Raw genomic sequence first — 16,209 nt, 5'->3', positions numbered from 1 at the left:
TCAGCATAATTAACCTTGAGCCACTGCAGCATGTTTCATGAGCACCCTGGTTAAGTCCAGTGTCATACAGGTGCCATTATCGTTACTTTGGCAGTCGAGGGCTATGTGATAGGTCTGACACAACCGGTTAACGATTGACAGACCCATACCCAACCCCTGGCTGTGTGCTCCTTTGCTGCCAGGTTCAAATAATGAGCTCTGTAATTCAGGTATTATGCCAGGCCCCTGATTGGCAATGGTTAATTGGGTATCCTCATAGCGAACAATGAGTTTGCCCTGACCATGGGCAACGGCATTAGTAATCAGATTATCCAGTATTATGCTCAGCACAGATGTTGGCAGGCAGAGCCTGGTTTCACCGGGTACGTCCAACTGGACTTCTCTGTTATGTCGCTCCAGCGTCAGCAGATGAGGCAGTAAAGCCTGTTCTCCAAAAGCTCTTAGCTGCAGGGGCTGAGGTTGCAGGTTTTCCTCTCTGGCAAGTGCCAGTAGCGTGTTCAGACACTGTTGCATCCTTTGCTGGTTAGTATCCAGCCGTTCAATCAGCTCTAGTTGGCGTGGCTCTGAAGTGGTTTGTTTAAGCAATGTCAGGGCGCCCTGAAACACGGCTACCGGGGTGCGCAGCTCATGGCTGATATCACGGGTGAACTGTTGTTCGCGCTGAATAAATGCCTGAATGCGCTGCAATTGCTGATCCAGCGTCCGCGCCAACATACCAATTTCATTGTCCGGATAACCTTTGGAAAAGCCCGGTTCTGGTGGATGTTGTGACAATGTTTCCAGCATGTTGGTCAGTTTGCTTAAGGGGCGCAGCATACGATTGGCAGTGCCAAGCGTCACCCACAACGAAAGCAGTAACACCAGTGCAAGGCCAATCAGCAGGAACTCCAGCATAGCCAGTTTAATTTTTCTGACCACCAGATAGTCGCTGACTTCGGCAACCAGCATACGCTCTTCATCAAGCTGTTTGAGATGAAAATGACGACCGTCTGATGTGCCAATTTCTCTTCGCTGTGGCTCTTGTTTCAGAATCTGTAACAGCTCTTCGGGTAGCTGGTTTTGCCGCTGATACAAGGAAAAAATAGGTAGCCCGGGGTGATAAGACAAATCTTTGCCGAAGTTTATCCGTTTCGCTTCGTCTTCCAGCAGACGCTCAAAGAAGCTGTCTTCAATATGATAGGCAAATAAAAAACTGAGAAAGCCAAACAGCACAGCGGTCAGGCAGGTAATCAGAGCGATGCTGAGCAGCAGGCGGTGTTTAAGACTATGATGGCTCATGGGGTAACTTCAGGGTAAAGCCGATCTGTTGCAACGTATGCAGCATAGGGCTGGTAAAAGGTTTGTCCAGTTTTTGGCGCAACTGGTAAATATGTGAGCGCAGAGCGTCGGAGTCTGTAGGCTCGTCCTGCCAGATGCGTTCAATCAGTTCGCTTCTGCTGACGACCCGTGGATAAGCCTGAGCCAGTAGCAGCAAAATCTTGTAGGGGATGGGATTAAGATCAAGGCGTTGCCCCTCCCGCCATACCTGATTGCCTGGCTTGTCAATAACCAAAGGTCCTAGTCTCAGTTTATGCTCCTGATTCAGCTCATGACGGCGTATCAGCGCCTGGCAGCGCATTTTCAATTCTTCCAGGGCAAAGGGTTTGGTCAGATAGTCATCTGCGCCAAGCTCAAAGCCCTTTACCTTGTCATTCAGGCTGTCTCTGGCGGTTAACATCAGTACCGGAATGTGCCGGTTAGCCCGACAGCGCAGTTCTGCACAAAGCTGCCAGCCGTCCATGCCCGGCAACATCAGATCCAGAATCACCAGATCATAATACTGATCCAGCGCCAGTTGCAGGCCCAGCTTGCCGTTATCGGCAAAATCCAGTTGCCAACCCTCAGGTTCGAGATAGTCGGCGATATTGGAGGTAATATCACGATTATCCTCAACGATTAGTATTTTCAATGGACATGTTCTCTTGTCTGTTCCGGATTTAGTGTACCTGCCCGCGATTGAATTGCTATTTATTCAGCCCATCAAGCATCTGCTGCGCCTGCTCCAGATCCGGATGAGTCTCCAGCAGCGTGATAAGCGTGGTTTTAGCCTGCTGATAATTACCCAGCGCCTGATGGTTTTCTGCAATGCTAAGTTCCAGCATAGGTTGGCGAATTAATGGGCTGACCAACTCCATCAGCTTAATGGCCTTTTTCCGATCCTGGTCTGTTTTGGCAAAACGGGCCACGTAATAACCATAACTGCCGATGAGTTCTGCCTGCACCTGTTCCGCGACTAATTGCTCAGTGGTGTAGCTCTCACCATTGATAAGTCTGCGCACCAGCCTGATAGTCTTATCGTCCTGATATGCCGGGATAAAAGTGGGTTCAGTTCCCATAGCCTTTAGTGTTGAAATGGCAGTGTCCACCGTTGAGAACGGATTCTGACCAGTAATTAAGCGACCATCTACAGCCACATGATTTAACATCATCGGCGAATGCTCAAAATTTGCACCGCGCGCTCTGAGTTTATCTTCGAGCAAAAAGGCAAACTGTGATCGCCATTTTTTCCCAAAAGCGGCTTCCTCTTCATTGGTGAAGCCATTAACTTTTTTACCCGCTACCAGATAGCTGCCATCACTGAGTTTCACATCAACCAAAGCGGCCGGACCGTGACAGACCGCTGACACAATACCCTTGTTCTCCCAGATATCCCGGATCAACTTCTGCAAAGACTCGTCCTGATATAAATCAAACATGGGGCCCTTGCCACCCACCACAAAGATGCCCTGATAGTCACTGGCGTTAACAGCAGAGAGTTTAAGGCTGTTCCGGAGCTTTCCCATCGCCCTGACATCATTGATAAAGGCGTGGTTATACTCCTTTTTCACATCATAGTTATCTGCAACCGGCTGACCACCTGATGGGCTGGCAATATCTACCTCAATGCCATTGTTTACAAACACCTGATAGGCCTTGGCCAGTTCATCAAACTCAAACCCAGGCTTAATCAGATTTTGTTCTGCGTCTTTCTGACCATAACTGCTTAGTACCATCAATAGACGCTGCTGCGCCTGGAGAGTACAACTCAGCATCAGGCCAAGGGCCAGTAAAGCGATTTTAATTATATTCATAGTAAGCTCCTTATAAATGGAGCTCCAGTTTGAGGGTAGGGGTGTGAAGTGGTTGTGAAACAGTGAAGGGTGCGCATGCCGCCGCCCGACATGCGCAGAGTTTCAGAGCTTGATAAAGATCTTTCGTTTAAACAGCCACAGGCTGAGCAGATAAAACATGGCCACAACCAGCAAGGCAAATACCAGAGAGGCGTTGTGTGGCGACAGGAACTGATTCAGGAACTCATAGGCCAGACGATGTGCGCTGGTGGTGTCCCCATCAATTTCAAAACGTAACACCTGTCCCATAGTGGTAGCAAACAGCGACGACAGCACATAGATAAACAAGGGGTTACTGCCGTATACCTGTGCCCAGTGTAATCCCTTGTGCCAGTTGCGCATATCATGGCAAAACACAATTAATGCCAGCAGCAACCAGGCAAAACCGGTACAGACCAGCACGTAGCTGGAGGTCCAAAGAGGTTTATTAACTGGCATCCACTGATGCCAGATAACACCGCCTATCAGAGCCAGTACCCCAAACCCGAGCAAACGTTTAAGTTTTTCACCACTGGTTTGACAACGGCTGAGTATGGCACTGGTCAGATAGCCGCTGATTACTGTTACCGTTGCCGGCAGGGTAGACAGCAGCCCTTCCGGATCGAACGCCACACCAAAGCCATGATACAGATGACTGGCTCCAAGCAGATACAAATCAACCTGCCGTACCAGATTAGATTCCAGTGCCCAGGGTGAAGGCGATATCAGCATGACCAGATAATAGCCGATAAGGATAATCGCCGACGCTATCCATAAGCCTTTTTTGCTGCTGATAGTGAGGATCAGCATCGCGGCCAGGAAATAACACAGTGCAATACGTTGCAGCACCCCCATAATCCGCCAGTCGCCGGGAGACTCATCGAAAGGGAAGATGCTCAGAAACAAGCCAATTAAAAACAACAGCGCAGTGCGTTTGATAATTTTAAGCCAGGGTATCTGACCTTTGGGCAGTCTGCTCATAGAATGAAACATGGCGGCCCCGACAATAAACAAAAAGAACGGAAACACCAGATCGGTAGGGGTTAAGCCGTGCCATTCGGCGTGCAGCAGCGGCCAGTACACTGCGGACCATGAGCCCGGTGTATTGACCAGTATCATCGCGGCCAGGGTCAGGCCGCGGAAAATATCCAGGCTGATTTCACGTTGCATCAGAAGTCTCCATTACCAACTGCGCTTTTTATGCCCGATAAGAGCAAAATACAGAATAAACAGATAACAAGGCAGCAACACGATATAGCCAAACTGCTGACTCTTCGCATCCCCGATACCGCTTACCAGCCCCCATAAGACAGGGCCAATTGCACCACCGGCGATACCCATTACCAGTAAACCCGATGCTGTGCTGGTAAGCCTGCCAAGCCCGGACAGAGCAAGTGGCCACACGGCAGGCCAGACAATGGCATTAGCCAGGCCCAGCACGGCGATCAACAATAATGTGTCAGGCAGGGCAACACCACCAAAGGGAACCAGGAAGGTATTCGCTAATATGAGAGACTCGCTGTTACCAAACACAATTGCCAGTGACAACACGATGCCCAGTACGGCAGAGCAGGTCAGAGCCGTTTGCTGAGAGATGACTTTGGGAATAAGTATAATGCCGAGAATATAGCCAGTTACCATGAAGCCCATGGTGTAGGAGGTCATAACACTGTAATTGGCCACACCAAGTGACAATGCAAAGGCACCGATAGTGTCACCAGCGATAACCTCTGCGGCCACGTAGAAAAAGATGGTGATAACACCGAAGACCAGACTGGGGTGGGCAAGGGCCTCTCTGACGGTGCCTCCGGCATCTTTTTCGTCGGTTTCAATAATCTCTGGTAGCGGGCAAAACTTAACACCAATGGCAAACAACGCCAGAAAGCCTGCCAGGCCCAGATAGGGCAGGATAAGGCTATCGGCCATCATATCGACTTCTTCTTTACTCAGCTCTTTACCTACCAGGCCTGAGAAACTGCTGGCGATAAGCGCGCTAAAGACGATGGGGGCGACAATACCAGCGCCTTTATTAAGAATCCCCATGATGCTGACTCTGACCGCAGCAGACTCTTCCGGGCCAAGTCGGACAACATAGGGGTTTACCGCAGTTTGTAACAACGTCTGACCAATACCCATAACCAGTTGCGCAAACAGAAATAAGCCGAAAAACTGCGTATTGGCGGCGGGAATATACAATAATCCAGCCACTGTCATACAGCCGATTGCCATGGCCATACCATTTTTATAACCCACTTTTCGGATCACCCAGGCGGAGGGAATTGCGGTAAAAGTGACAGCAATATAGAACGAAAACAGAATCAGTGATGCTTCAAATGGGGTCAGCAGCAGCACCTGCTTAAGATATGGCATCAGCGAGCCATTCAGCCAGGTCGCAAAGCCGAGAATAAAGAACATCGCAGCAACAATCGCCATGGGCACAAAGTTGCTTTGAGTCAGTTGTTTGGTACTTGCTGTTTGCATTATCTTACACCTTATCTGATGCCGTCGAACGACATGCGTTTGTTATTGTTGGCGCTACACGGGCTGTCCGCCAATCCAGCATTTTTCTACCTGTTGTTGGTCATTTAACAACACCATATCGGCCTGATAACCGGGCAACAGTTTACCCAGTTTATGCTCCAGGCCCAGATACCTGGCCGGTGTTAGTGCCGCCATTTGCAGACAATCCGTCAGGGGCAGCCCCAGATGCAGATGACTATTGCGGACGGCGCTGGCCATATCCAGTGCAGAGCCCGCCAGGGTGCCATCTTCGATGGTCAGCTTGTCACCTTCGCGCTGGATCACTGTATCGAAAAAGGGCAGAGCACTTTTGTCAGAACCCACATGGGCCATGGCATCAGTGACCAGCATCATCCTGTCTGTACCTTTGGCCCTGATGGCGGCGCGGGCACTTAAAGGGTGAACATGATAAAGATCCACAATCAGACCCGCGTAACTGCTTTCATCCGCCATTGCCGCTCCCACCATTCCCGGCGCACGACTGGTAAGGGCAGACATGGCGTTATACAGATGGGTAAAACCGGTAGCACCGGCCTCAAGTGCCGCCATGACGGTTTCAGCATCGGCATCAGAGTGACCAAGGCACACGTGCACGCCCTGGCTTACCAGTTCAGCGATAATATCGGCTGGTACATTCTCCGGAGCAAGGGTGACGATAACCTTCCCCAGATCCTGACGACAAAACTGAGCTAATTCTGCATCGGTGATACAGCGGATAAACTTTTCCCGGTGAATGCCTTTTTTTGGCTTACTCAGGTGCGGCCCTTCAAAGTGGATACCGAGAATGCCGGGCAGTTGCTGTTCAATAGCCCCGGCCATAGCTTCGGCGGCCGTTTCAATCCGCCCGATATCATCGGTGATCAGTGTTGGCGTCATGGCAGTGGTACCAAACCGGCTATGAGCCTCACGGATACGGCTCAGCCCCTCAATACTGGTATCAGTATTAAACAGTGCACCACCGCCTCCGTTTACCTGCACATCCACAAATCCGGGGGCAAGCAGACCATCCAGATGGATCATCTGTGCCCCGGGTTGCGGCGCCAGGGAGAGCACCTGATTCCCTTCAACGGTGACAGTGGCATTGTCATGCATTTTCTCACCGTCGAAGAACTGTCTGGCCTGATAAGTTATCGACATAATATGCCCTACAATGTCTGAGTGACTTTATTCAGGCCGGCCGGGGCATCGGGATTGTATCCCATTGCCTGGGCAACCTGTTCCACATCCAGATAAAAGCGCTGCAGTAATGTCAAAGGCGCCAGTCTTGGATGAATGTCTTTGACCGGCTGGGTCATATTGCACAGGGTGGCACCCCGGCGACCCACTTCAATAATCTGTTCTCTGTGGCTATTGAAAGACTCATCCTCAATGGTGAGATCGATCACCGCCAGCTTTTTCTCCACCAGGGTAACCGGACCATGTAAAAACTCGGCGCTGGAAAAAGCTTCGGCATGCACACTGCAGACTTCTTTCAGTTTGAGCGCAATTTCACGGCTGATGGCATAGCCAAACCCGCGTCCAAGCACCACACAATGGCGCAGGTCACGAACAAAACTGACATCTAACTGAACCGGAGAATCGATGCTCTGTTGCAGTTTATCCGGCAGGCTTTTAAGAGCCTCAATCAAATCATTATCCTGCTTCCAGTAGGCCACCATCTGCAGCAGTGCACTGAGAGTACAGAGATAACTTTTGGTTGCCGCCACGGCTTTTTCTTCGCCGGCGTTAAGGGGCAATACCATATCTACCATCTTTGCCAATGGCGAGCTGATATCGTTGACCAGCGCTACCACTAACGCGCCGGCCTTTTTTGCTGATTCTGCCTGGGCCAGAATGTCAGGGCTGCGGCCGGATTGCGAAATAACAATCACCAGAGCCTGACTGAGGTTCAGTGACTTACCGTACACGCTCGCCACGGAGGGTGCTGAGGCGGTAACGACGGTACCGGTTTCCACTTCAATAAGATACTTGGCAAACACCCCGGCATGATCGGAAGAGCCCCGGCCAACCATCAGTACAAAAGCCGGATTAAAGTTTCTGATCCGTTCGCCCAGCTGGCTGCAAGCCTGTTGGTTTTCCTGTAACTGAGTTTGAATACGTTGTGGAGTTTGTGCGGCTTCCTGAGCCATCAGACTGATCGACATCAAAGGTTCTCACTTATGGCGTTTTTCTGTTTAACAAAGAGTATGGCCCCGACTTCCGGGCTATGAATGGCGGCTTTAATATGCGGTTTCACATCTTCAGCCAGCCATGGATGTAAAGGTGTTGCCAGACCACCAATCATTGCCAGTCGGGGAGGGTGATAGGTTAACAATTTTCTGGATAGCTGATTAATATAGTCCGCCGCTGACATAAGAATATCCAGCGCTATCGCATCCTGCTGAGATTCGGCCTGTTCGATCACCAGTGGTGCCAGCCGGGCGTAGGCAGAGGGAGGCAGGTTCGCCATTTTTTCAGCCAGCTGCTGGGCGTCAGTGCACTGAGTATGACTGAGCAGCCGCGGCACCAGCTCAGAAACAGGTCGCAAACCATCCAGTGCCAGCAGGCTGTTGATTACTGCCTGATGTCCGATCCAGGCACCGCTGCCCTGGTCGCCAACACTGAAACCATAACCGCCAAAAGCATGCTGCTCACCATCCACACGAGCCATGCCCACAGAGCCGGTACCGGAGATAATAACTGCACCATCTTCACCATCATGGGCGCCAAGACAGGCGATTTCCAGATCTGTAGTGATATGCATTTGTGCAAAAGGGTGATCCCATTGCTCCAGCATTCGGCGATATTTAGGCAAATTGACACCTGCCAGACCAACACCGGCATAAAGCTGATCAATATGATCTGATGACAGCCCGGCGTCTTTAAGCGCCTGCTCTGTGGCACAGAGTATCGAATTGATTGCCAAATCAAGCCCCTGATTGGGGTTGGCGGGCCCGGATATGCCTTCGCCAAGGGCGGTGCCTTGCTCGTCAGTCAGCAACACGCGACATTTACTGCCGCCACCGTCTACCCCCAGGAAAAATTTTTGCTGGCTAGTCATACTTTACCTTTTACATGCATAGCTGAAAGGATTGAATTACAGAGGTCAACCAGAAGGAAAGAGAATAACAGAGAGATGACAGCGTTGTCATTCAGTTTCCTTACTACAATATTGTTATCTTTCATACTTACTCTATCCCGCAGCTTGGGTTGATGCGCTAATTATCCAACCGAGGATGAGCTACAAAGACTAACAGTGACCACGAAGCTTAACAGTCGGAATTATTGTTAACATAAATGACAGCGCTGTCATTTATGTTAACAAAGGTTCTCAGGATTGCAAAGGGTTTGTGCCGGAATAAGTTTACAGAATGATAAAAAAGAATAAGCAGGGAGCCCGGGCTGCCCTGCTGACATGACAAAGCGTCTGTTCTTACTGCTGAGTTTTCAACCTTTTACCTGCTGCATATACTTCGCGGTCAGGCGATGAATTTGTTGCATTGAAAACAGTTGCGCGTAAATAGGCGCTAACAGCCCCTGTTCACGCAACTGATTAAAATCCTCATTGCTGAGTGTGTTCAGTTTTTCTTCATTAATACCAAAAATGCCATTAATCGTCAGTTCTTCACCATTCTTCATCTTTATTTGCATATCTCTGGGAGCCAACAGGCCTTTTTGTTCCAGCATCTCCACAAACTTTATCGACTGTTGTGTATCGTTAATGTAGCTGGCAATAGATTTGGCTCTGGACTGCAGGAACTCGGTCTGTTGTCCCTGTTCATCAAACAAGGGATATTCTTTGTCTTTTCCGACCAGCGGGTGGTTTTCATCAATACACACTGCCAGCTCTTCAGAGCCTTGTTCTTTCTGGCCAATAGAGAAAGGGGCGTTGCGCATTGACTGAGGCATATAAGGCGCTGTCCATTGTTCGCTCTGACAATAAAGGTTGCAGCCTCTTTTCAGTCCCATCATTGCCACCGTATGCAGCTGTTGCGTGCTCTCATTACGCACAAATACGATAGGAAATTCGGCCGCGACACCGACAAACTCGCGCACCAACACCGGAATAACATGATCTTCGGCAAACAGCTGAGACAGGGCTTTGTTGTCCACCTTAAGTTTAGCGTGGGCGTCTTTATCAACCGGAACTATCTTTTCGCTCATAAACTACCTTCAAATACCAAGAAAAATTTGCGCAATACTTTGACACAGAATGTGGCCAATGACGAGCGCCGTGTTTTTACGCTATCACTGAGGGTAAAACGACGCAGGTCTGCTGACCAATAAAAGGGTGATCAGTGAAAATAGTTGTAAAATGATAACGCTGTCATTAATGTAAAAAACGTTCTGCGTGCGAAGTGCAACGCACCTTATTGGGCTCAAGAGGCGGTTATGTCAAACAATCCCATTCAAAAACTGGTAATTCTTGGTGGCGGCACAGCAGGCTGGATGGCAGCTTCAAGTCTTAAAGACACGTTTCCGCAACTGAATATCACTGTTGTTGAATCATCAGAAATCGGCACCATAGGTGTTGGTGAGGCAACCATTCCTACCATACGGCGTTTTTATTCCATGCTGGGCCTGACAGACGAAGAGGTCATCAGAGCCACTCAGGGGACCTGTAAACTTGGAATTCAGTTCAATGGCTGGCTAAGCCCCAAAAGCAGCTTTCTTCACCCCTTTGGCAGCTATGGTGAAGCGCTGAATGGCATTCCATTTCATCACTACTGGCTAAAGCACAATAGCGCGGAATCAGCCGGGCAACTCGAACAATACTGTGTTGCGGTGCAACTCGCCAAGCAGAATAAATTCTGTTTACCGCCATCGAAGCCACAATCTGCACTGTCAGTGTTTGACTGGGCCCTGCATCTTGATGCGGGACTATTCGCCGGATTGTTACGCAGGCATGCTGAAGAGAATGCTGTTCAGCGAATCGATGCTACCGTTACTGAAGTTGAAACCAGCGCAGAAAATGGCTTTATCACCGCCCTGAAGCTGGATAACGGACAACGGGTAGAAGGGGAGCTGTTTCTTGATTGTAGTGGCTTCAAAGGGGTACTGATTGAACAGACATTGAAAACCGGTTATCAGGACTGGAGTCGGTGGCTGCTCTGTGATTCAGCAGTAGTGGCACAGAGCGAATTACAGGGCGATCCAGCTCCTTATACTCAGGCAAATGCACGTACAGCGGGATGGCAATGGAAAATTCCACTGCAGCATCGCCAGGGAAATGGACTGGTGTACAGCAACACACACCAGACAGACAAGCAGGCAGAGGCAGAGTTGAGAGCTAATATAGAGGGAAAATTGCTGCAGGATCCCAGAGTGCTGAGATTCACGCCGGGACGAAGGAATAAGTCATGGAACAAAAACTGTATCGCACTTGGCCTGGCGGCAGGCTTTTTTGAGCCGATTGAAAGCACAAACATTGCACTGATCGAAACCGCTATCGAGAAGATCAAGCTGTTATTCCCCGATACAGGATTTCAGCCTGCGCTCAGAGATGAATTTAACTACAGAATAGAAAAAGAGTATGAGAGCGTGCGCGACTTCGTGATTCTGCACTATTGCCTGAACCAGCGGCAGGAACCGTTCTGGCAGGAATACCGGCAGATAAGCATCCCGGACACCCTGGCACACAGAATTGAGTTATTTAAGGCCAACGGCATGCTGCCTCGTCAACGCCATGAAATATTTCAGCCTAACAGCTGGCTGGCGCTGTTTGACGGTTACCAGTGCTACCCACTGCGCTATGATCCGAGTATTGAAAAGATCCCCCTGGATCTTATCAGGCAGGGGCTGGCCGGAATGCGTCGCAGCATAGCCAGCGCCGTGGAAAACAGTCCACCGCATACTGCTTATCTTCAGCGCTGTCAGCAGGGTTAAGGCATTTGTTCAGCGTTTCTTTGCTGTAAATATTGATGCTGAGGATCAAAGTTAAGGCTGCAACGGTACAGAAACTCCTGAATTTTCCTGATATTCACCTGCTTGTCAGTGGGTGAGGGAGGCCTTAGCTTGTCTGGATCAGGAAAGGTTCCGGTACCAGCCAGCAGACAATGCCAGGAAACGGGTGAATAATAGCGGCTGATATGTTCACGACGCAATTCTTCAGCCAGGTTACCGCCACTGTGCCAGACATCCAGAATGTGACGCAGAGTGTCTGACAGGTTCTGCTGATTGTTCTGGCAATCAAGCCAGTACGGCGAATCTGTGCGGGAGCTGGTGATATAGTGGCCAACAATGTAATCCCGGATGCCCTCAAAATAACCTGAAATACTGGCGTTGTAGGCGTCCTGGTTTTGTTCTGTAAACTGGCCTTTTTCATAGGCATCCACAAACAGCGCCGCTGCCTGTTGCACTAAAAACAGAGCAGTCGCCTCCAGGGGTTCAATAAATCCCTGGGACAGCCCTATCGCCAGACAATTCTTATGCCAGTGTTTTTCCAGTCTGCCCACCTTCATCTTAAGATGTCGAGCAGGCACATCCTGATTCAGCAGCCCAAGTGCAGACCTCAGCTCAGTTTCAGCCTCATCGGCACTACAATATTTGCTGCTGTACACATAACCATTACCATTTCTGTTGGTAAGAGGAATCTGCCAGCGCCAGCCATGTTTCATTGCAGTTGACAGGGTCTGTGAGGGTAAGTGAGAGTCGGGTGGGCTGGGAATAGCCACTGCTGCGTCATTAAACAGGTTGGACTCAAAGCCTACAAACGGCACCTTGAGCGATTTTTGCATCAGCACGCCGGCAAAGCCTGAGCAGTCGACAAAAAGCTCAGCGTCAATCTGCTCTCCCTGCTCGGTCAGCAAGCTTAGGATATGCCCGCTATCTGACCTAATCACCTGATTAACCTTGCCTTCTTTGTGCCTGACTCCCAATTCCTGTGCTTTTTCTTTCAAAAAACGTCCCAGTAAAGCCGAGTCAAAGTGATAGCCATAGGCTGGCTCAAAGGGAAAGTTGTAGTGCGGCAGGGGGGCCAGATGTTTCTCAGCCAGCAACGGCGCGAGGAAGAACTGATTCGGGTGCGCGGGCATCTCGATGCCTTGTCTTCGCATCAGCGCAGAGTGAAAAAATGCCTGGGAGAATTGTTCATCCAGCCTGAATTTAAAGGGATGAAAGTAACTTTCAAAACCCGGTTTGACAGACCACTGACTGAAGGTGATCCCCACCTTGTAGGTGGCATTGCATGCTGGCATCCATTCTTGCTCGCGGATGTCCATCATATCAAAAAACTGTTTAAGGGCTGGCGTAGAGCCTTCTCCGACCCCGATAATACCAATATCACTGGACTCCAGCAGGGTGATACTGACCTCTTGCTTCTGCCAGTGTCTGGCCATGATCATGGCCGTCATCCAGCCTGCTGTACCGCCGCCCAGAATCAGTATACGCCTTGATTGGTTATTGCTTTGCATAGTTATACCCCATATGTCTCTATGCTACACGGGCAGTGATGACAGGAAAATAAAAAATCCCCGTTCATCAGAGCGGGGATTGTTTTATCGAACATCAGCTAACATGCAGCACTGTATTACCAGCGACCGCGGACTCCCATGGTCAGGCGTCGTTCATAAATATCCTGAGCAATAGTGAAGTCTTCCCACTGGTAGTACATATCTTCGAACTCTTCAGTCAGATTACTGCCAGAGAAGTAGACACTGATATTTTCATTAATATCATAACTGGCTGACATATCCAGATAGGTTGTTCCCTTAGCATACAAAGCGAGTCCGCCACCGCCAAAGTTACGACCATTCTGTTCAACAAAGCGCTCGGAACGATAATTGGCTGCCAGACGCACCTGTAAAGGCCCTTTTTCATACCACAACACTGCGTTGCCGGAGTTCTCTGAGTTGTCATTCAGCGGCAGCTTGTTGCCTTCAAAATCCCGCGTATCAGAGGTGCTCGGCGCATAGGTATAGTTCAGACCAGCACCAAAGCCACTCCAGAAGCCTGGCAGGAAGTCAAAGCCTTGCTGATAGGAAAACTCATAGCCTTTGATCGTACCGCCATCTCCATTAACAGGACCGCGGACCTGAACCTGACGACGCTCAACACCGTCTGCATCCGGCACGAACTCGGTGGTAACGTCTGTGGTCAGGTTCGACTCAATATCCATTTTAAACCATGCCACACTGAGCAAACCGGTATCAGAGAAATACCACTCAAGAGTCAGGTCATGATTGGTAGCGCGAGTCGGCTCCAGGTTAGGGTTACCGGTCCGGTTAGCTTCCACCGCATAGCGCTCACCAACAGGCACATCAGACACCTCACCCTGGTTAATAGTCGTGCTGACCGTCATACCACCACCCAGATTGCGGGTATCCAGACGGTTCATGGTTTTACCGTAACTGGCTCTGGCAATCAGGTCATCAGTCAGGTTAAGGCGAAGGTTCAGTGCTGGAAGGGTGTCAGTATAGGACTTCTCAGTCACTACTTCCCCAGCAGACTCGACCACACTGGCCGGACACGCCCGACATACGACGTCACCGAGCAGGTTCTGGGTCACGGTCAGGTCTGTTTTGATGTACTGTACACCAACATTGGCTTTATAGGGCATGCTGCCCAGTTCACCATCCAGTTTAAAGTTCAGATAAGCTGACTTACTGGTTTCCAGAACATTGTACGACTGATTGGGATCATTGTGCTTAAAGTTACCCGGGTAAAGTGCGTCCTGGAAGCCGATATGATCGTCCATTATCTCAGGATCAATAAAGTAGAAGTTGCCTATGTTGGCCGGTCCGAAATCATCCGACTGTATAACCCAGGATGAGGGGAGGTTGGCAAAATTCAGATAATTGTCATAACCAATTGTCTTATCGCCACCAGCACGACTGAATTCGCCATCGCCATTGGTGTCATTGGCGACTTCCCCCTGATCTTTCCACATTACGTCTGTACTCAGTCCGTCCTGTGAAATGGGGGCAAGCAATACATAGGTTTCACGGTTTACGTCACGACGACCTTTACGCAGGCCAAATTCGATGGTGGTTAAATCTGAGGATTCCAGACGATAGGTACCGTCGGCACGCAAGACATCCAACGTGGCTTCTTCGTAGTAGTTCTCTTCTGAATACGTGGAGATTATGGCGTAATCTTCCATGCTCTGACCCAGATCTGATGGGTAAGTCAGTTGTGGATGCTTACCACTGAAGTCGCGTATAACCGGAACCCGGCCAGATACCCCCTCAGGATGAACCGGGATTTCACCGGTACCATCGTTTCGGAACAGGCTTTGACTAGCGCCATCGGTCAGGAAAGACTGAGCGATGTTGTGGGTAGTCTCGCGCTGACCTTCGCCATGGATATAACGTACAGAACCGTTAAAAGCGCCGCCATTGTCAAAGTTGAACTCCAGGTTCATGTTTAACGAGTCGCGATCATTGGTGCGACTTTCTGAGGTGGAGGCGATACGTGGTGCATTCAGCACACCAGTGTTTGCGGTATATAAGTCTGAGCCGGCAAGTATGCCATCGGCAATTACGCCGCGCTTGGTCAGATCATCACCATGCTGTTCCCAGCCAAAATCTCCCCAGGCGTTGTCTGCCACCAGACCAATAGAGCGGTCGGCATCGTCCATGTCGGTATAAAAAACATCTGCGATCATTTCTACGGTGTCAGTTAATTGTGCCTGCATCGTAGTGGTAATACCCAGACGCTCACGTTCGGTATTCCGGTTCATGTTTCCGTAACCGATAAAAGTCACCAGCGCATCATTCTGATCGCCATCTCCTGTTCTGTCTTCACCGATGCCATCCCAGGCGTTGCCTTCAGTTTGGGCTCCGGACCAACCAATATTAGGTGTACCCAGGCGATAATTAGCCAGATTGACCCTGTCCCATGAAACAGAAGTTGATACGGCGAAGCGGTCGGTATTATAACCAACAAAGCCTGTGATCTTAGGGTCAGTCTCCCCTGTGTAATTACCACGGGACACTTCCGCAGAACTGGCAAAAGTCAGACCTTCATCCAGAGAGAAGGGTCTGATGGTTTTCAGGTCTAATGTACCTGAAATACCGCCCGCTAAAATATCGGAAGTAGGGGATTTATGAACATCAATTCCACTGACCAGCGCAGAGGGAATATCCGAGAAGTTGGGTTGCAAGGTGGTAATAGAGCCGGCGCTCAGAAACTGTTCACCGTTAAGTAAGGTGCCAACTGAACCAACGCCGCGGATGTTGACGCCAGAACCTTCACCGGCTGAGCGGTTAATCTGTATACCCGGCACCCGCTGCAAGGTATCGGCAATAGTAATATCCGGCAATTTACCAATATCATCGGCAGTAATACTGTCGAGAATACCGTCAGCAAAGCGTTTATTGTTTAAGTCAGCCTTAGTCGAAGCTCGCAGGCCCCTTACCTGGATAACTTCTACGTCTTTTCCCTGAGCGTTATTTTCTTCGTTATCCTGTGCAATGGCGTTATGCGAGCTCACAGTCGCAGTCACCATCATTGCCAGGCTAATGCCCTGGGTGATTTTATTGAGTTTGGTTGGTGTCATGATGATGCCCTCTCATGAAGCTGTTTGTTGTTGCGATGACAGCGTTGTCATTCGCTCTTATTTAAAATGACAACCACCGCCCCT

12 protein-coding genes are annotated in these 16,209 nt (G+C 49.8%); 1 reads left to right on the top strand and 11 read right to left on the bottom strand.

Going from position 1 to position 16,209, the window contains the following annotated elements:
* Positions 1–9 precede the first annotated feature (9 nt).
* The 9 genes from AT746_RS09790 to AT746_RS09750 all read right to left on the bottom strand — a co-directional run bounded on the left by AT746_RS09790 (position 10) and on the right by AT746_RS09750 (position 9,791).
* A complete protein-coding gene (locus tag AT746_RS09790; protein WP_062479796.1) occupies positions 10–1,278 on the bottom strand; it encodes a sensor histidine kinase in 1,269 nt (422 codons plus the stop codon).
* Entirely contained in the window at positions 1,265–1,948 is a 684-nt protein-coding gene (locus AT746_RS09785; protein ID WP_062479793.1) for a response regulator transcription factor, read from the bottom strand. Before AT746_RS09785 ends, AT746_RS09790 begins: the two co-directional genes overlap by 14 nt.
* A gap of 55 nt (positions 1,949–2,003) precedes the next feature.
* Positions 2,004–3,110, bottom strand: coding sequence for a type 1 glutamine amidotransferase domain-containing protein (locus tag AT746_RS09780; RefSeq protein WP_062479790.1), 1,107 nt, complete (start codon positions 3,108–3,110; stop codon positions 2,004–2,006).
* 102 nt (positions 3,111–3,212) lie between these two features.
* Positions 3,213–4,298 carry an acyltransferase family protein gene (locus AT746_RS09775; protein ID WP_062479788.1) on the bottom strand — a complete coding sequence of 362 codons (1,086 nt, stop codon included), beginning with the start codon at positions 4,296–4,298 and terminating at the stop codon, positions 3,213–3,215.
* Positions 4,299–4,310: 12 nt separating this feature from the next.
* The gene (nagP, locus tag AT746_RS09770) at positions 4,311–5,609 is read right to left on the bottom strand and encodes an N-acetylglucosamine MFS transporter NagP (protein WP_062479786.1); all 1,299 of its coding nucleotides are present in this window, start codon (positions 5,607–5,609) and stop codon (positions 4,311–4,313) included.
* A gap of 54 nt (positions 5,610–5,663) precedes the next feature.
* Positions 5,664–6,785: an N-acetylglucosamine-6-phosphate deacetylase gene (gene nagA, locus AT746_RS09765; protein ID WP_062479784.1), complete on the bottom strand. Its 1,122-nt coding sequence runs from the start codon at positions 6,783–6,785 to the stop codon at positions 5,664–5,666.
* 8 nt (positions 6,786–6,793) lie between these two features.
* Complete coding sequence (nagB-II, locus tag AT746_RS09760) at positions 6,794–7,792, bottom strand: glucosamine-6-phosphate deaminase NagB-II (RefSeq protein WP_062479782.1); 999 nt, start codon at positions 7,790–7,792, stop codon at positions 6,794–6,796.
* Positions 7,792–8,688 carry an N-acetylglucosamine kinase gene (nagK, locus tag AT746_RS09755; RefSeq protein WP_062479780.1) on the bottom strand — a complete coding sequence of 299 codons (897 nt, stop codon included), beginning with the start codon at positions 8,686–8,688 and terminating at the stop codon, positions 7,792–7,794. The genes nagB-II and nagK overlap by 1 nt, the downstream gene beginning before the upstream one ends.
* 386 nt (positions 8,689–9,074) lie before the next feature.
* Complete coding sequence (locus tag AT746_RS09750) at positions 9,075–9,791, bottom strand: SapC family protein (RefSeq protein WP_062479778.1); 717 nt, start codon at positions 9,789–9,791, stop codon at positions 9,075–9,077.
* A 228-nt stretch (positions 9,792–10,019) separates the two neighbouring features.
* On the opposite strand from AT746_RS09750, the gene AT746_RS09745 reads away from it, so the two are divergent.
* Positions 10,020–11,513 carry a tryptophan halogenase family protein gene (locus AT746_RS09745; protein WP_062479776.1) on the top strand — a complete coding sequence of 498 codons (1,494 nt, stop codon included), beginning with the start codon at positions 10,020–10,022 and terminating at the stop codon, positions 11,511–11,513.
* On the opposite strand, the gene AT746_RS09740 is transcribed toward AT746_RS09745, so the two are convergent.
* Positions 11,510–13,039: a tryptophan halogenase family protein gene (locus AT746_RS09740; protein WP_062479774.1), complete on the bottom strand. Its 1,530-nt coding sequence runs from the start codon at positions 13,037–13,039 to the stop codon at positions 11,510–11,512. The genes AT746_RS09745 and AT746_RS09740 overlap by 4 nt on opposite strands.
* Positions 13,040–13,155: 116 nt before the next feature.
* On the bottom strand, positions 13,156–16,125 hold the full coding sequence (locus AT746_RS09735) for a TonB-dependent receptor (protein WP_062479771.1): 2,970 nt from the start codon (positions 16,123–16,125) through the stop codon (positions 13,156–13,158).
* Positions 16,126–16,209 lie beyond the last annotated feature (84 nt).

Origin of the sequence: Lacimicrobium alkaliphilum (genome assembly GCF_001466725.1) — a bacterium.
Classification (GTDB): Bacteria; Pseudomonadota; Gammaproteobacteria; order Enterobacterales; family Alteromonadaceae; genus Lacimicrobium; species Lacimicrobium alkaliphilum_B.
The sequence above is the reverse complement of the archived record's forward strand: the minus strand, read 5'-3'. Positions and strand labels throughout refer to the sequence as shown.

Coding starts and splice junctions, on each gene's coding strand:
- AT746_RS09750 (WP_062479778.1), bottom strand. CDS start 9,791: ATGAGCGAAAAGATAGTTCCGGTTGATAAAGACGCCCACGCTAAACTT.
- AT746_RS09775 (WP_062479788.1), bottom strand. CDS start 4,298: ATGCAACGTGAAATCAGCCTGGATATTTTCCGCGGCCTGACCCTGGCC.
- AT746_RS09790 (WP_062479796.1), bottom strand. CDS start 1,278: ATGAGCCATCATAGTCTTAAACACCGCCTGCTGCTCAGCATCGCTCTG.
- AT746_RS09745 (WP_062479776.1), top strand. CDS start 10,020: ATGTCAAACAATCCCATTCAAAAACTGGTAATTCTTGGTGGCGGCACA.
- nagP (WP_062479786.1), bottom strand. CDS start 5,609: ATGCAAACAGCAAGTACCAAACAACTGACTCAAAGCAACTTTGTGCCC.
- nagK (WP_062479780.1), bottom strand. CDS start 8,688: ATGACTAGCCAGCAAAAATTTTTCCTGGGGGTAGACGGTGGCGGCAGT.
- AT746_RS09735 (WP_062479771.1), bottom strand. CDS start 16,125: ATGACACCAACCAAACTCAATAAAATCACCCAGGGCATTAGCCTGGCA.
- AT746_RS09780 (WP_062479790.1), bottom strand. CDS start 3,110: ATGAATATAATTAAAATCGCTTTACTGGCCCTTGGCCTGATGCTGAGT.
- AT746_RS09740 (WP_062479774.1), bottom strand. CDS start 13,039: ATGCAAAGCAATAACCAATCAAGGCGTATACTGATTCTGGGCGGCGGT.
- nagB-II (WP_062479782.1), bottom strand. CDS start 7,792: ATGTCGATCAGTCTGATGGCTCAGGAAGCCGCACAAACTCCACAACGT.
- nagA (WP_062479784.1), bottom strand. CDS start 6,785: ATGTCGATAACTTATCAGGCCAGACAGTTCTTCGACGGTGAGAAAATG.